General features: G+C 68.5%; 12 protein-coding genes. 9 read left to right on the top strand and 3 right to left on the bottom strand.

Features of this window, described 5'->3' with window-relative positions:
* Positions 1-62 precede the first annotated feature (62 nt).
* Together ABZV31_RS07555 and ABZV31_RS07560 are read left to right on the top strand one after the other, a co-directional pair.
* Positions 63-485 (top strand): hypothetical protein, encoded by a 423-nt coding sequence (locus ABZV31_RS07555; RefSeq protein ID WP_355890068.1) that lies wholly within the window; start codon positions 63-65, stop codon positions 483-485.
* Positions 486-640: 155 nt separating this feature from the next.
* The gene (locus tag ABZV31_RS07560; RefSeq protein WP_355889491.1) at positions 641-1213 is read left to right on the top strand and encodes a transposase; all 573 of its coding nucleotides are present in this window, start codon (positions 641-643) and stop codon (positions 1211-1213) included.
* Positions 1214-1404: 191 nt separating this feature from the next.
* On the opposite strand, the gene ABZV31_RS07565 is transcribed toward ABZV31_RS07560, so the two are convergent.
* The gene (locus ABZV31_RS07565) at positions 1405-1551 is read right to left on the bottom strand and encodes a hypothetical protein (RefSeq protein WP_355889493.1); all 147 of its coding nucleotides are present in this window, start codon (positions 1549-1551) and stop codon (positions 1405-1407) included.
* A 247-nt stretch (positions 1552-1798) separates the two neighbouring features.
* Here ABZV31_RS07565 and ABZV31_RS07570 point away from each other — a divergent pair, with 247 nt between their 5' ends.
* The 6 genes from ABZV31_RS07570 (at position 1799) to sbnA (ending at position 12052) form a co-directional block, all read left to right on the top strand.
* Positions 1799-2512 carry a peptidoglycan recognition family protein gene (locus tag ABZV31_RS07570; RefSeq protein WP_355889496.1) on the top strand — a complete coding sequence of 238 codons (714 nt, stop codon included), beginning with the start codon at positions 1799-1801 and terminating at the stop codon, positions 2510-2512.
* Between the two features lie 484 nt (positions 2513-2996).
* On the top strand, positions 2997-5600 hold the full coding sequence (locus tag ABZV31_RS07575; protein WP_355889499.1) for a Pls/PosA family non-ribosomal peptide synthetase: 2604 nt from the start codon (positions 2997-2999) through the stop codon (positions 5598-5600).
* A gap of 13 nt (positions 5601-5613) precedes the next feature.
* On the top strand, positions 5614-8886 hold the full coding sequence (locus tag ABZV31_RS07580; protein ID WP_355889502.1) for an amino acid adenylation domain-containing protein: 3273 nt from the start codon (positions 5614-5616) through the stop codon (positions 8884-8886).
* A gap of 22 nt (positions 8887-8908) precedes the next feature.
* Entirely contained in the window at positions 8909-9913 is a 1005-nt protein-coding gene (locus ABZV31_RS07585; protein WP_355889505.1) for a TauD/TfdA family dioxygenase, read from the top strand.
* The gene (gene sbnB / locus ABZV31_RS07590; RefSeq protein WP_355889507.1) at positions 9910-10989 is read left to right on the top strand and encodes a 2,3-diaminopropionate biosynthesis protein SbnB; all 1080 of its coding nucleotides are present in this window, start codon (positions 9910-9912) and stop codon (positions 10987-10989) included. The genes ABZV31_RS07585 and sbnB overlap by 4 nt, the downstream gene beginning before the upstream one ends.
* A 37-nt stretch (positions 10990-11026) precedes the next feature.
* Complete coding sequence (sbnA, locus tag ABZV31_RS07595) at positions 11027-12052, top strand: 2,3-diaminopropionate biosynthesis protein SbnA (RefSeq protein ID WP_355889510.1); 1026 nt, start codon at positions 11027-11029, stop codon at positions 12050-12052.
* 380 nt (positions 12053-12432) lie between these two features.
* On the opposite strand, the gene ABZV31_RS07600 is transcribed toward sbnA, so the two are convergent.
* Positions 12433-12729 (bottom strand): NUDIX hydrolase, encoded by a 297-nt coding sequence (locus tag ABZV31_RS07600; protein ID WP_355890071.1) that lies wholly within the window; start codon positions 12727-12729, stop codon positions 12433-12435.
* A 257-nt stretch (positions 12730-12986) separates the two neighbouring features.
* On the bottom strand, positions 12987-13481 hold the full coding sequence (locus ABZV31_RS07605; RefSeq protein ID WP_355889513.1) for a lamin tail domain-containing protein: 495 nt from the start codon (positions 13479-13481) through the stop codon (positions 12987-12989).
* A gap of 451 nt (positions 13482-13932) precedes the next feature.
* Here ABZV31_RS07605 and ABZV31_RS07610 point away from each other — a divergent pair, with 451 nt between their 5' ends.
* Positions 13933-15657, top strand: a complete 1725-nt coding sequence (locus ABZV31_RS07610) for a fatty acyl-AMP ligase (protein ID WP_355889515.1) — start codon at positions 13933-13935, stop codon at positions 15655-15657.
* The last annotated feature ends 25 nt before the right edge of the window (positions 15658-15682 follow it).

The following is a 15682-nucleotide window of genomic DNA, read 5'->3' on the forward strand; positions in this document are numbered from 1 at the left end:
CCGCGCATACCGTCTCGCAAGAAAACCAAGGTGAACGCCGGGAAGGTGGATCAGTGAGCAGCATGGACGCCGTGTGGGTACGGGGCGTGAACGGCATTCAAATGCATCACGTGACCGACCTTCAGGATGCCGGCAGGTTTTTGGGCAACGCAGCGATGGCACTGCGGGCCGCACACGTAAGGACCGGCGCCGACCGGTACTCCAGCATCGCCGCCGAGCTCAAGAGCCTGGTGGAGCGAGTGCGGGAGCTGGAAGACGAGGCGCGGTCGAGCATGCACGAACTGCACTCCACCGACCCTGAGCGGTTCGTCCGCTGCCGGGATGGTCACGAGCCGTGGCCCGGTGAGATCCCGGCCGGATTCATCCCGCGCCACACTTGCAGGGATGAGTGCCTCTATCACGACCGCGATGTCCTCAACGCCATCATGCAGTGCACCTGCGGTCGGCCACCGTGCCGGGCGTGTGAGATCGGCGGGAAGCTCTGAGGAGCCCGAGCCCGGGCGAGTGCTGTGGGAGCCCCCGGGCCCGGGGGCTCCCACAGCACTCGCGACCGTCGGCGTGTGATCGCTGTTGATCTGATCGTGCAAGATGATGTGCGGCCTGATGTGTCGCCGAGCGGCTCGGCGAGCCCGACGGTGTCTTGATCATCGAGGGGACAGGGTTCTTCAAGAAGGGCACCATCCCGGCGTGCAGCGGCAGTACTCCGGCTCCGCGGGACGTACCGAGAACTTGCCAGGTCGCGGTGTTCGCGGCCGGCTCGTCCCCGCGGGGGCGGACCTTGGTGGACCGGGAGCTGTACCTGCCGGAGTCCTGGACGACTGACCGGGAGCGGTGCCGGGCGGCGGAAGTGCCCGACGACCGGGCGTTTGCCACCAAGACCGAGCCGGCCCGGGCCCTGGTCACTCGGGCACTGGCCTCGCCGCTGCCCATCTCCTGGGTGACCGCGGACGCTCTCTACGGCCAGGACTGGCACTTCCGCCGCATGATCGAGGAAGCCGGGCTCGGCTACGTCGTCGCGGTCCCGAAGACACAGCAGGCCAAGTCGCTGGCAGGCTGCTCGTGGATCGATCAACCCACGACGCCTGGGAACGGCTCGACGCCGACACGGAGCGCCTCTGATGGCAGAACAGACATGAGCCCTCGTGATCACGGAGTTGCGACGCTCTGTGAGCATCGGGGAGACCTGTGCCGGCATGGCCTTCAGTTCTCATAGCCGTATTGCAGTAGGTGTTGCCGGCGCCGAGGCGATCGGACGCACCGGGCTCTCCAACTGAGAGACCGGACCCACACAGTCAGGACTACGGCGAGTCACTGTCCTGCATGCCATGCCATCGTTCGGCCGAACGGGGCTGAGGCCCCGCTTCCTGGCGTCGTTGGGTGCTCCGGTGCTGGTTCGGCGCTGGCTCAGCTGACAGATGCGGAGGGACCCCGCAGGTCATAGCCCCGCTCGGATGAGTTGTCGTACCACTCGATGGTGGTGCCGATGAGGCTCGCGGCGACGATCCGAGGGAGCTTCGCGGACGTCGGGGGAGCGGATGCTGCGGAGGCCATGTGCACCAGTGTGCGTGCAGCCCGGAACTGCTGCGGATGCTCGATCCCGCCCAGCACCCGGTGATCGGCATGGGAGACACCCGGTCACTTCAGCGGTGACCGCCCGGCCCCCGGCCGTGATCGGCTTGCTGCGGTCAGGACCTCAGTGAAGGATCACAATCCCGGGCTCACCATGCGCCTGCTTCCGACGTGCCGTCACAGCGCGCAGCGCATGGCCGCCGTCCTGTCCGTCCCTGAAGGAGTGGTCATGGAACACAGCCTCGTCACCCGCAGATGGCTGCTGCGGGGCGCGGTCTGTGCGGCGGGCGGAGCCGCCGCCGCTCTCGCGTTGCCCAAGATGCTGTCCGCCGCAACCCGCGTCGAGACCAGAAGCGGACAGCCCCCGCACGACGTGGCCAGAGGCCGGGCCGGGGCAGGAGCCGCGGGCCGTCCCCTCGTCGACTATCCGTCCGCGAGGTGGCTGCCGGCTGACGCGTCCAACTACACGTTCGCCGCTCGCCCCGAAACCGATCCGGTCGAGTACGTGGTCATCCACCTCACCACCGACACCTTTTCCGACATGGTCTCCACCTTCCAGGACCCGGAGGGATCGGTGTCCGCCCACTACCTGGTCCGCGCCGCCGACGGACTCGTAGTGCAGTGTGTGCGCGAAGCAGACATCGCCTGGCATGCGGGCAACTGGGAGTACAACACCAGAAGCATCGGCATCGAGCACGAGGGCTGGATGGAGCAGTCCTCCTATTCCGATGTGATGTACAGGGCCTCGGCCAGGCTCACTGCCGCCATCTGCGCCAAGCACGAGATCCCCGTCGACCGCGAGCACATCCTCGGTCACATCGAGATCCCGGACTCCGTGCACGAAGACCCGGGGCCGAACTGGAACTGGGACAGATACATGGCACTCGTCAGCTCCGCCGGTAAGCCGCGCAGCACCACAGCACTGACGCCTCAGCCGAGGTAGGCGCGCGACACTCCGGCACACCCCCCGCAGCACTCTGCCGGAGCACACCGGCCCCAGCATGCCTGCCGCCGACACGGAGATCCACGGCGCAAGGCGGCCTTGCTGTCCGCGGACTCGCGGCCACGACGCCTGTCACCGTCGCGGGAGTACTGCGACACCGGACGACGACCCCAGCGCCTTGCCTTTCCTCGTCTTGCCTCGTCGGAGTGAACCGCCATATGGGTGATCTCTGGTTCACCCCAGCGGCGTAGGGATCGAGGAACACCGGCCCTTTGAGCGCTACTGTCGTTGTCATCGTGATCGATTCGGAGTGGCAATCTGAGGGTGGCCGACCGAAACTGAAGTGCACGGACTTGTGATCAGGAAGGAACGCACGACCTCGCGGTTCCGGATGGCTCGGTAGGGCCATTCTTCGGGGCGCGAGGACACCGGACCGGCCACCTTTGGCCGTTGGTTGTCGCAATGTCCTTCAGGAGGTCGAACGGTGGAGCAGTCCTCCGAGATTCAGATACACGGGCCGGGCGAAGCCGCCGTCGCCAGGCGTAGCAGCGCAGGCCCGACGACGACGGAGACCGAGAGCAAACTTGCGGAAGTACTGGCTGATGTCGTGTGCGTCGAACGCGTTTCGGTCGACAGCCACTTCTTCGAGGACCTCGGAGCCAACTCCTTGGTCATGGCTCAATTCTGCGCACGGATCAGGAAACGATCCGATCTGCCGTCCGCGTCCATGAAGGACATATATCGGAACCCCACCCTCCGAAGCCTGGCGGCAGCTCTCGCGGATGCAACTCCCGCTCCTGCCGATTCATCGCTCCCGACGTCGACGTCAGCGCACCAGGTGACGTCGCCGGCTCCGGTGACGCCGGCGAGCACACTGAACTATGTTCTCTGCGGAACACTCCAGTTGCTGATTTTCCTGGGGTACTCCTTAGTCGCCGGACTTGTCGCCGCCCGAGGTTACGAGTGGATCGACGCCGGCTCAGGTCTGGTCGTCGTCTATCTGCGGTCGCTCCTGATCGGCGGCATCGGCTTCGTCGTCCTGTGCATGTTCCCGGTCATGGCCAAATGGATTCTCATCGGCCGCTGGAAACCTCGCGAGTTCCCCGTCTGGAGTCCGACCTATCTGCGCTTCTGGCTCGTCAAGGTACTGCTCCACGCCAACCCGATGATCTTCTTCGTCGGCAGTCCGCTGTACGTGCTGTACCTGCGGGCGCTCGGCGCGCGCATCGGCAAGGGAGTCACGATCCTGTCCCACTCCGTCCCGGTCTGCACCGATCTGCTCACGATCGGCGCCGGTGCGGTGATCCGCAAGGACTCGTTCTTCCTCTGCTACCGGGCGCACGCCGGGCATATCCAGACCGGCCGGATCACACTCGGCCGGGACGTGTTCATCGGCGAGAAGACCGTGCTCGACATCGACACGTCGATGGGCGACGGAGCTCAACTCGGCCATGCATCCGCCCTGTACCGCGGCCAGGTGATCCCGGACGGCGAGCGTCGGCACGGGTCCCCCGCAGAGCCCACGGAGATCGACTACGTGAGGGTCGCGCCGGCGAGGTGCGGCACCCTGCGCCGGGCCTGGTTCGGCCTCGTCACCCTGCTTCAGCTGTTCTTCCTGTACATTCCGCTGGCCGTCGGCGGGGTGTACATGCTGTTCACCGAGGTTCCGGCGCTCGGCAAGCGACTGGGCCCGGACGCGCCCCGCATCACGTCGTCGGATTTCCTCATCGACGCACTGGTCCTGTCTCTCGTGCTGTTCCTCGGCTCCGTCGTCGTGGGCCTGGCCGTGTTGTTCACCGTTCCGCGCCTGCTCAGTCTGGCCTTCGAGCCCGACAAGGTCTATCCGCTCTACGGCTTCCACTACGCGGCCCACCGGGTGACGGCCGGCCTGACGAACATCAAGTTCTTCGCCTGGCTCTTTGGCGACAGCTCCTACATCGTCCACTATTTGCGCGGCCTCGGATATGATCTGTCACAGGTCGAGCAGACCGGGTCGAACTTCGGCACGGAAGTGCAGCACGAGACCCCGTATCTGGCTTCTGTCGGCAGCGGGACGATGGTGGCGGACGGGCTCTCCATCATCAATGCGGACTTCTCGAGCACGTCCTTCCGGGTGTCCCGAGCGTCGATCGGGCCGCGCAACTTCCTCGGCAACAACATCGCCTATCCCGCGGGGGGCAGGACGGGGGAGAACTGCCTGCTTGCGACGAAGGTGATGGTTCCGCTCGACGGTGCGGTCCGTGAAGGGGTCGGGCTGCTCGGCTCGCCGTGCTTCGAGATTCCCCGGTCGGTGGAGCGCGACTCCCGCTTCGACCATCTCAGGACCGGGGACGAACTGCACCGCAATCTCGCCGCGAAGAACCGCTACAACATCCGCACAATGGCCCTGTTCCTGTTCGTGCGATGGCTGCACACCTTTGTGCTCACGATGCTCGGTCTCGCCTCCGTCGGCCTGTACGGGGTGTTCGGGCACGTGGTGATAGCCGTGTATCTGGCGCTCACCCTCGGGTTCACCGCCCTCTACTACGTCCTGGTGGAGCGCTGCATCGCGTCGTTCCGCACGCTGCGCCCCCGGTTGTGCTCCATCTACGACCCGTACTTCTGGTGGCATGAGCGCCTCTGGAAGGTGCCGGACGAATACCTCAACGTATTCAACGGAACCCCCTTCAAGAACGTGATCTGGCGGTTGCTGGGTGTTCGCATCGGCAGCAGGGTCTTCGACGACGGCTGCTATGTGACGGAGCGGACGCTCACCACGATCGGGGACGACTGCACGCTCAATGCCGGGTGCAAGATCCAGTGCCACTCGCAGGAGGACGGCACCTTCAAGTCCGACCGCATAACACTCGGTGCCGGCTGCACCATCGGGGTCGGCGCGCACGTCCACTACGGCGTGACGATGGGGGACGGCGCCGTGCTGGAAGCCGATTCCTTCCTCATGAAAGGCGAGGAAGTCCCCGCGGACGCGCGGTGGGGAGGAAACCCCGCCGCGGCGATGCCGGATGCCCCCGGTCTGCCCGGCGGCGTCGGCTCGGCGACGGCAGCAGGAACGTCTTCGGTCAACAGCACCGCGGCCACGGCTGGTTGAGGAAGGTCATTCGATGGGAGCGCATGTGGAGGCGGACCGGGAGTACTGGGGCCGCGTACTGGCCGCTGGTGGTTCCACTGCGGTCCCACGGTGGGTGCGGGAGCCGGTCGCGGGTGTGGCCGAGTACGAGGCGGTGGTGCCGGGCGACGTGATGGGTGCCGTACGCGAGTTGGCGGGCGAGTTGGGAGTGCCGGTGAGTTCGGTGCTGTTGGCTGCGCATGCCAAGGTACTGGCCGCTCTGTCGGGTGAGCAGGACGTGGTGACGGGGTATGTGGCCGGGACGAGGGCTGGTCCGTTGCCGTGCCGACTGACCGTTGCCCCTGAGTCGTGGCGCGAGCTGGTGGTGAGCGCTCACCGCGTCGAGGCCGAGTTGCTGGCGCACCGGGACTTTCCCGTGGATGAGCTGCGGCGGGAGTCAGGGGTGGCGGGGCCGTCGTACGAGGTCGTGTTCGACCCTGCGGGGGCTGAAGGCGGGCTGGTCGAGGACGCGGTGCTGGGGGTGGGCTGGTGCGACCGGGGTGCAGATCCGGTGGTGCGGTTGCGGTATCGCACCGAGGCGCTGGATGCCGAGTGCGCGGCCCGGATCGGCGGCTACCACCTGGCTGCGCTGGGGCTGGTGGCGGCTGATGTGGCTGCCGGGCATGCCCGGCAGAGTCTGCTGTCGGCCGAGGAGGTGCGCTGTCAGCTCGAGGGGCTCGCCGGGCCGTGCCGCAGGCTGCCGGAGGCACGGGTGCATGAGCTGTTCGAGCAGCGGGTGCGCGCGCATCCGGAAGCGGTGGCGGCGGTGCACGGCGACCTCGAGTGGACGTACCGGGAGCTCAATGCGCGCGCCAACCGGCTGGCGCGGGCCCTGCTGGCGCGGGGGCTGGGCAGGGAAGAGGTGGTCGGGGTGGTCACCGAACGCAATCTCGACTGGCTGGCCGCGGTGTTGGCGGTGTTCAAGGCCGGGGGCGTGTATCTGCCGATTGAGCCTCATTTTCCGGCGGGACGTATCTCGGCGACCTTGTCGCGTGCCGGATGCTGGCTTGTGCTGACCGAGTCCGCCGGCACCGACACGCTCGACCAGGCCCTGGCCAAGCTTCCGGGAGTCGAGAGGCTGCTGGTCGAGGCGGCGTACGCGGAACAGCACGACTACGGTGACGTCGGGGTGAAGGTCGCGGCTGATCAGCTGGCCTACATCTACTTCACCTCCGGCTCCACCGGCGAGCCGAAGGGGGCGATGTGCGAGCACGCGGGCATGCTCAACCATCTCCACGCCAAGATCGACGACTTGGGGATCGGTCAGGGCCGGGTGGTGGCGCAGACGGCCCCGCAGTGCTTCGACATCTCGCTGTGGCAGTTGCTGGCTGCGCTGCTGGTGGGCGGGCGAACACTGCTGGTCGGGCAGGAGGTGATCGTGGATGTGGAGCGGTTCGTCGACACGCTTGTCCGAGGCCGGGTGGGTGTGGCGCAGGTCGTCCCGTCCTACCTGGAGGTGGTGGTGTCGTATCTGGAGCGGCACCCCCGCGAACTGCCGGACCTGGCGTGTGTGTCGGTGACCGGTGAGGCGTTGAAGCGGGAGCTGGTCCAGCGCTGGTTCACGATCCAGCCGGGGATCAAGCTCGTCAACGCCTATGGGCTGACCGAGACCTCGGACGACACCAACCACGAGGTCATGGACGGGGTGCCGGAACGGGTGCTGTTGGGGCGTGCCGTCAACAACGTGCATGTCTACGTCGTCGATGAACACCTGTCGCTGGTGCCGCTGGGCGCCCCGGGACTGATCGCGTTCTCCGGGGTGTGCGTGGGCCGGGGATACGTCAACGATCCCGAACGGACCCGTGAGGCCTACCGGGACGATCCGTACCGGCCGGGGGAGCGGCTCTACCTGGGAGGTGACTGGGGGCGCTGGCATCCCGGCGGCAAGCTGGAGTTCCTCGGCCGCCGGGACAACCAGGTCAAGATCCGCGGCTTCCGTATCGAGATCGGTGAGATCGAGAACACCCTGCTGCGGGTGCCCGGAGTGCGGGACGGCGCGGTCGTCATCGCCGAGCGGGCGGGCCACAGCAAGCACCTGATCGCCTTCTACACCGGCCGGTGCCTGCAGGCGGACGTGCTGCGCGAGGCGCTGGGCACCGTGCTGCCCGCCTACATGGTGCCCTCCGCCTTCCACTGGCAGCAGAGCCTGCCGCTGACCGCCAACGGAAAAACCGACAGGAAGGCCCTGACCGCGCTGGCCGAACAGACCGCGCCGGCCGCAGAGGACGACGCCACCGGAGAGCACCAGAGCGCCCCGCGCACCCCGACCGAGCGGAAGCTCGCGGGCGCGTGGGCCGAGGTGCTGGGCGTTCCCGAGCACCGCGTCGGCCGACAGGACCACTTCTTCGACTCCGGCGGCACCTCACTGTCGGCCGTGAAACTCACCCTCGCCCTGGACCGCGCGGTGTCCCTCAAGGACATCACCCGTCACCCGGTGCTCGCCGACCTCGCCGCACTCCTCGACGGCACAACCAGGGCGCGCCCGGAGCTGCTTCAGCCACTGTCGGAATCGGACGGTACGCCGGAGTGCGCCCTGGTGTGCTTCCCCTACGCAGGCGGCAACGCGGTCAACTTCCAGCCGATGGCCGGCGCCCTGGCGGGCAGCGGGCCCTCGGTCTACGCCGTCGACCTGCCCGGTCACGACCTGGCCGCCCAGGAGGAGCCGTTCGCGCCGATGGCGCAGGTGGTGGAGCAGGTCATCGCCGAGATCACCGGGCGTGGCCTGAACAGGGTCATGCTCTGGGGCCACTCCTCGGGGGCCGCGCCGGCCGTGGAGACGGCGCGGAAGCTGCAGGAACGGGGGGTGGACGTCCCGCGGGTGTTTCTCGGCGCCCAGCTGCTCGGCACCGCCACCGGCCGGCGCGCGGCCATCACCGAGCTGACCGGGCAGAGCAACGCGGAGATCGCCGCGATGCTGAGCACGGACAGCGGCTACACCGAGCTGGGCGAGCTGAATGGGCGGCATGCCGAGCACATCGGTGCCGCCTACCGGAACGACTGCGTGTCCGCACACCGCTATTTCGCCGACGCCCTGGAAAGCCCCCCGGCGGTGAAACTGGCCGCGCCGGTCACCGTGGTCGTCGCCGCCGACGACCCGAGCACGGCGGAGTTCGCCGACCGGTACCGCGACTGGCAGCTCCTGGCCGAACACGTGGAGCTGCACGAGCTCACCGACGGCGGCCACTACTTCCTGCGCACCCGCCCGGCCGAAGCGGCACAAGCCGTCCTGAGTGCCGCCGAATCGCCGGCCTCCGCTCGAGCCTCCTGAACGGCAACCGAAAGGAAACCAGATGTCGTCCTCATCCCTGGCAGCCCTGCCCGAGGTGGAACCGCAACCGGGCAAACCCCCGATCCTGCATGTCGAAGCCCCCGGTGATGCACCGCATTGGGCGGCCGAGAACCGCGACGCGTTGCGTGCGCAGGTCACCGAGCACGGTGTGCTCCTCATCCGCGGCCTGGACCTGCAGGAGGCGGACCAGGTCGGTGCCGTCTTCGCGGGACTGGCCGGCGATTTGATGACGGAGAGGGAGGCTTTCGCCCCCCGGCAGGCCTACGGCCACGGACTGTATTCCTCCTCCACCTGGCCGGCCAACCAGCCGATGTGCATGCACCATGAACTGAGCTACCGGCTGGAGTTCCCCGGCCTGATGCTGTTCGCCTGTCCGAGCGCGCCCAGCCAGGGCGGAGCGACCGCGGTGGCCGACGCGGAACGTGTGCTCCAGGCGCTGCCCGCCGCGCTGAGTGAGCGGTTCGAGCGCGAGGGCTGGCTGCTCACCCGGAGCTACAACGACGAGATCGGGGCGTCCCTGACGGAGTCGTTCGGCACCGACGACCGCGCTGCCATCGAGCGCTACTGCCGCGCCCACGCCATCGACTTCGCCTGGCAGCCCGACGGGTCCCTGCACACCCAGCAGCGCCGCAGCGCCGTGGTACGGCACCCGCTCACCGGCAGGCGCTGCTGGTTCAACCAGATCGCCTTCCTCAACGAGTGGACGCTGGCCTCGGAGGTACGCGAGTACCTGGTGGACGTCTACGGCGAGGACGGACTGCCGTTCAACACCCGCTTCGGAGACGGCACCCCGATCGGCGAGGACGTCGTCCACCTGCTCAACGCCGCCTACGAGGAGCACACCCGACGCGAGCCCTGGCAGGCCGGCGACCTCATGCTGGTCGACAACGTACGCACCGCACACAGCAGAGAGCCCTTCACCGGAGAGCGCCAGGTACTGGTCGCCATGGCCGAGCCCCAGCGCCCCGCCGACCACTGTCTGCCTTTGGAGGCGAGCCGGCGATGACCCCCCAACCCTCCACCGCCACCCGGCCCGCCCCACCCCGTCCCGCCCCGGCGCCGACCTTCGCGGTGATCTCCGGCGCCCAGGTGCAGCGAGCACTCGACGGGCGCGAGAAGGAGATCGTGGAGCTGGTCGAGGCCACCTACCGGCTGCACGGCGCCGGGGACTCGGTCAACCCGCCGTCGTACTTCCTGCGCTTCCCCGACCGCCCCACGGACCGGATCATCGCGCTGCCGGCCTCCATCGGCGGGCCGGTACGGGTGGACGGCCTGAAATGGATCTCCAGCTTCCCGGCCAATGTGACGGCCGGTCTGCCCCGAGCCTCCGCGGTCCTCGTCCTCAACGACCACGACACCGGCTACCCGTTCGCCTGCCTGGAAAGCTCGATCATCAGCGCCACCAGAACCGCGGCATCCGCCGCACTGGCAGCCGACTGGCTCAGCCGCAACCGGCGCCGCCCGACCCGTATCGGATTCTTCGGCACCGGCCTGATCGCCCGCTACATCCACACCTTCCTGGCCGGCACCGGGTGGACGTTCGACACCATCGGCGTGCACGACGTGTCCGCCGACAGCACCGCCGGGTTCTGCGGCTACCTGCGGCAGGCCGGCACCAGCGGACACGCCGGACAGGTCACGGTCCACGACAGCCCCGAAGAGCTGATCCGCGCCAGCGACCTGGTGGTCTTCGCCACCGTCGCCGGCGCACCCCACGTCACCGACCCGGCCTGGTTCACGCACCACCCCCTGGTCCTGCACGTGTCCCTGCGTGACCTCGCCCCCGAGATCCTGCTCGCCTCGGCCAACATCGTCGACGACGTCGAGCACTGCCTGAAGGCCGACACCTCCCCCCACCTGGCCGAGCAGCTCACCGGCAACCGCGACTTCCTGGACGGCACCCTCGACGAGGTCATGGCCGGACGAGTGACCCCGCCGACCGACCGGACAGTGATCTTCTCGCCCTTCGGGCTTGGCGTTCTCGACCTCGCCGTCGGCAAGTACGTCTACGACGAAGCAGCCCGGACGGGAGACCTCCGCCTCGTCGACGATTTCTTCCACGATCTGCGCCGGTACGGCTGAAGCCACTTCGCTCAGCTCTGGCATCAGGAGGCCCACCGTGCCCGTCATCTCCGCTCCCCACGCCTTCAACGAAGGCGATCTCTATGTCGACCTCCAGTCGATTTTCGGCCGCGCCCTCTACCTGAAGTGTGAGGGCTTCAACTTCGCCGGCTCCATCAAGTTGAAGGCCGCGAACGAGATGGTCGAGACCGCCGAGCGTGACGGAGTCCTGACGTCGGATTCCATACTGGTCGAGTCCTCGTCCGGGAACCTGGGCGTGGCGCTCAGCATGATCGCCGCGAGCAAGGGGTACCGGTTTCTGTGCGTGACGGACTCCCGTTGCAACCTGTCGACCAGATTGCTGATGGAGTCGTTGGGCAGCGAGGTGCACGTCGTCGCCGACCTGGACGCCAACGACGGCTTCCTCGCGCGGCGGATCGACTACGTCCGTGCGCTGTGCGCGTCCGACGACCGATACGTGTGGCTCAGTCAGTACACCAATCCGGGCAACTGGCGGGCGCACTACCGCACGACGGCGCCGGAGATCGCCAGCCAGTTCCCGCGACTTGACGTGCTGTTCGTCGGGGCGGGCACCACCGGGACCCTGATGGGCTGCGCGCGATACTTCCGGAAGTGGCACCGGTCGGTGCGGATCGTCGCCGTGGACAGCGTGGGCTCGGTGGCCTTCGGCGGCAAGCCGGGCCGCCGGATGATTCCCGGCCTGGGCATGAGCATGCGCCCACCGCTGCTCGACGAGTCCTACGTGGACGAGGTGATCCGGGTCGAGGAGGCGGACACCATCCGTACCTGCCACCGTCTGGCCAGACGCGGCTTCCTGTTCGGCGGCTCCACAGGGACCATAGTCAGCGGCGCGATGGACTGGTTGAACCAACATGCCACGCGCGGCATCACCGCGGTGGCCATCGCCCCGGACCTCGGCGAGCGCTACCTCGACACCATCTACCAGACCAACTGGCTGCAGGATCTGTACGGCGACCAGATCCTCGACCCCGAACAGGTGACCGCCGGTTCCCGGAGAGTCCAGCCCATGCCGCGGGCGTCGGGCCGACGGCGGAAACCGTAGAACGGCGCGTCCTACGCACGGCGTTCCCCGGCCCGAGCGCCGCGGGGGTCACCGGAAGACACGGCGCCACCCCCTTCCAGGCCGCCGGCTGCCCGGCCGAGAGACCCGCTCACCGCGAGGGCGGTCGCCGACCGTGCCGCGCGTGGTGCATCTCAGCCGGCGCTGATGTGGCCGTCGTCCACCAGCCGGTCGACCATGGCGTGGCGCAGCCGGGCCGCCGCCTTGGACTGCGGGGCGGGCTCGGCGGACGGGGCGCGGGCGATCGGGTAGCGGTGGACGGGAGGCAGGCCGGGCAGCAGCCCGGGCCATACGGTGTCGATGACATGGGCGCTCGGCGTGAACAGGGCCTGTCCGTGGACCGGGAGGTCGGTGACCTCGTGTCATTCCCAGCGGCGGACCAAGTGGGGTTCGGTGACGGTGGGTTCACCGGTGTGGGCGGTGATGCGGACGGCGGCGGTCACCCGGGGAATGCCGTGGACGGAGTCCATCACGAGGGCCGGCAGCCGTGCGTCCGCGCGGTCGGCTTTCAGCCCGGTTTCCTCCTCCAGTTCCCGGACGGCTGTGTCGACGAAGTCCTCGTCGGCGGTGTTCTTGCCGCCGGGGAGTTCCCAGAGCCCGCCTGCCGACCAGCCCAGCGCGGCCGCCGGGGCGATCCCGGCGGCCGGGTGGGTCAGCAGGGCCCGGTACGGCGTAGCCGACGACCCTGGTTCTGCAAAGCCACGGAACGGAACGGCAGTTGGCCCGGCCGGGCCTCGCCGGCCGAGCCCGACCTCGTCGACGCAAGGACCTGCAGAACGTGCAGTTCACCAGCGGTGAGAGTTGCGGCGGCGAGAACAGCGGCGACGCGGCCCCAACCGGCCCTCGATCCATGGCAGTTGGTAATGCGGCTCGGGCGGCCGGGAACGGCGGCGACGGTGGCCGGCCGTGGCGGGGGTCAGCCGTGGTAGGTGATGTACCCGTTGCCGTCTCGGTCGTCGCGCGCCTTGGTGTAGGAGTGGACGTCGGCGCGGGAACCCGAGGGCTTGTACAGGTAGATGGTGTCCTTGTCGTTGTTCCAGATGAAGTTGCAGTTCCGGCGGTAGACGACGTTCTGGGCGTCGGAGTCCGTGCCGTGGCCCCCGCGCAGCTTCACGTAGTCGCCGGGCTGGAGATAGTGGTTGGCGGGGAACGTGAAGCGGTTGCCGGCGGCGTCCCTGACGACGTAGCCCTTGAGGTTGACGGTCGTGCTGCGCGAGTAGTTCTTGATCGTCAGGTACTCGTCCTTGGTGTTGCCGGTGCGGCAGTTGTTGGAGTCCCGCCCGGGCGCGTCGTACTGGACGCCCTTGATCTTCAGGGCGGAGGAGTACTCGGTGGCCTGTGCCGGGGCCGAAGCGACGACGGCAAGCGTCCCGGCGGTGGCGGCAACAGTCAGCGCAGAGCGTATACGCATGAGGAATCCCCCCTCGGTGGTGCGAATGGAGCGCCAGGAGCATACACAACAAGTGGCCGGCCGGTGAGGGTGAAGTGCAGAAAATGTGAAGGCGGCTGCGTGGGCTCAGCCGACGCGGAGCGTCAGGGGGACACGGATGTCGGAGCAGCCGTGCCGGTGGCCGTCGGGTTTCGTGGCGCTGACCGCCCCAACTCCGTTTGGACACGCAGCGTTTACGTGTGTTCGACCCGTCGACCGGCGGAACTTGTTATGGTGTTACTCGTTAGTAGCAAGCTGAACGGGGGGCACGGGGAGCCTGTGGCCGCATCGCCGCAGTTCCTCGGGTGGGTGGTCGAGACGGATCGCCTGGCAAGGGGGCCAGGTCGGCCGACGGCTTCTGCGGGTACGCATTCCTGCGGCCATTGAACTCCAGTTCCCTCGCCCGCTGATCCGGACAGGTGAGACTCGTCACATGGTTCGTTCACTGGTCGATTTACTGACCGAACACGCCTCGCACCATCCCGACCGCACCGCCTACCGCTACCTCGTCACGGGCGACTGTGATGCAGAGACTCAGGAGATCTCCTACGGACAACTGGCCTGCCGTTCCCGGGCCATCGCCGCCTGGCTGCAGGAACGCGGCCTGGCCGGCTCCCGCGCCATGCTGCTGTATCCGCCCGGCCTCGAGTTCGTCTCTGCCTTCCTGGGCTGCCTCGCCGCCGGGGTCGTTGCCGTCCCGGGTGTGCCCCCGCAGGGACGGTCGCAGAACCACCGGGGCCTGATGCGGATGAAGCGTCTGATCGCCGACGCGGACGCCAAGGTGATCCTTGGCGGACGTGAAGTCGTCGGCGCCCTACGCGCGTTGGCGGAGCACCTGCCCGAACTGGACGGGATCACCCGCGTCACCACCGAGGACATCCCCGACGACGCGGCCGGCTCCTGGCGCGAACCCGACCTCACCGCCGATTCGGTCGCCTTCCTCCAGTACACCTCCGGCTCCACCTCCGCCCCGCGCGGCGTGATGGTGACCCACGGGAACCTGCTGGACAACGAACGAGTGGTCACGGAGCGGATGGGGCACACCCCGGACGCGAGCGCGGAGTACGGACACGAGATGTTCGTCAGCTGGCTGCCCGTGTACCACGACATGGGCCTCATCGGCCCGGTCCTCAACACGGTCTACCTCGGCGCGACCGCCACGCTCTTCTCGCCGTTGCATTTCCTGCAACAGCCCCAGCGCTGGCTGAACGCCATCAGCCGCTACCGTCCGCACACCAGCGGCGGCCCCAACTTCGCCTACGAGCTGTGCCTGAAGCACGCCACGCCCGACCTCCTCGACGGCCTCGACCTGAGCAGCTGGAAGGTCGCCTTCAACGGCGCCGAACCGGTACGGGCCGCCACCCTGCGGAGGTTCACCGAGACCTTCGGTGCGGCCGGCTTCCGCCGTGAGGCCCTCTACCCCTGCTACGGCCTGGCCGAGGCCACCTTGATGGTCACCGGCGGCTCGGTGGACACCCCGCCGACGCTGCTCGAGGCCGACGGAAGCGGCCCGCATGCCGGTGCGGCCGACGCGGCGGCGGTCGGCTGCGGCCGTCCCGGCCCCGGCCTGACCGTGGTGATCGCCGACCCCGAGCGGCAGGAGGAGCTGCCCGAGGGCGAGGTCGGCGAGATCTGGGTCGGCGGCGCCAGCGTCGCCAAGGGCTACTGGCGCAACGCCCTCGCCACCCGCGAGACCTTCCGGGCCACCCTGACCGGCCGTGAGGGCCGCTTCCTGCGCACCGGCGACCTCGGATTCCTGCGGGACGGCGAGCTGTTCGTCACCGGCCGCCTCAAGGACCTGATCGTCATCGACGGACGCAACCACTACCCGCAGGACCTGGAACTGTCCGCCGAGATGTCCCACCCGGCGCTGCGGCCCGGCTGCACGGCCACGTTCGCCGTGGACGGCGGGGTGGAGGGCGAGCAGCCCGTCGTCGTCGCCGAGGTGGCCCCGGAGGCGGTAGGCGAGGCGGAGAAGATCGCCGACCAGGTCCGCAGCGCGATCGGCGAGGCCCACGGCCTGTCGGTGCGCGACGTCGTGCTGGTCCGCCCCGGCACCATCCCCAAGACCTCCAGCGGGAAGATCCAGCGCCGCGCCACCCGGGCGGCGTACCTCGACGGCACCCTCTCCGTGATCGGCGAGCCCGCTCCGAGATGACATCACCCCGTCGCCGGCGCGCGCG

The organism is Streptomyces sp. NPDC005202, assembly GCF_040608235.1.
Lineage (GTDB): Bacteria > Actinomycetota > Actinomycetes > Streptomycetales > Streptomycetaceae > Streptomyces.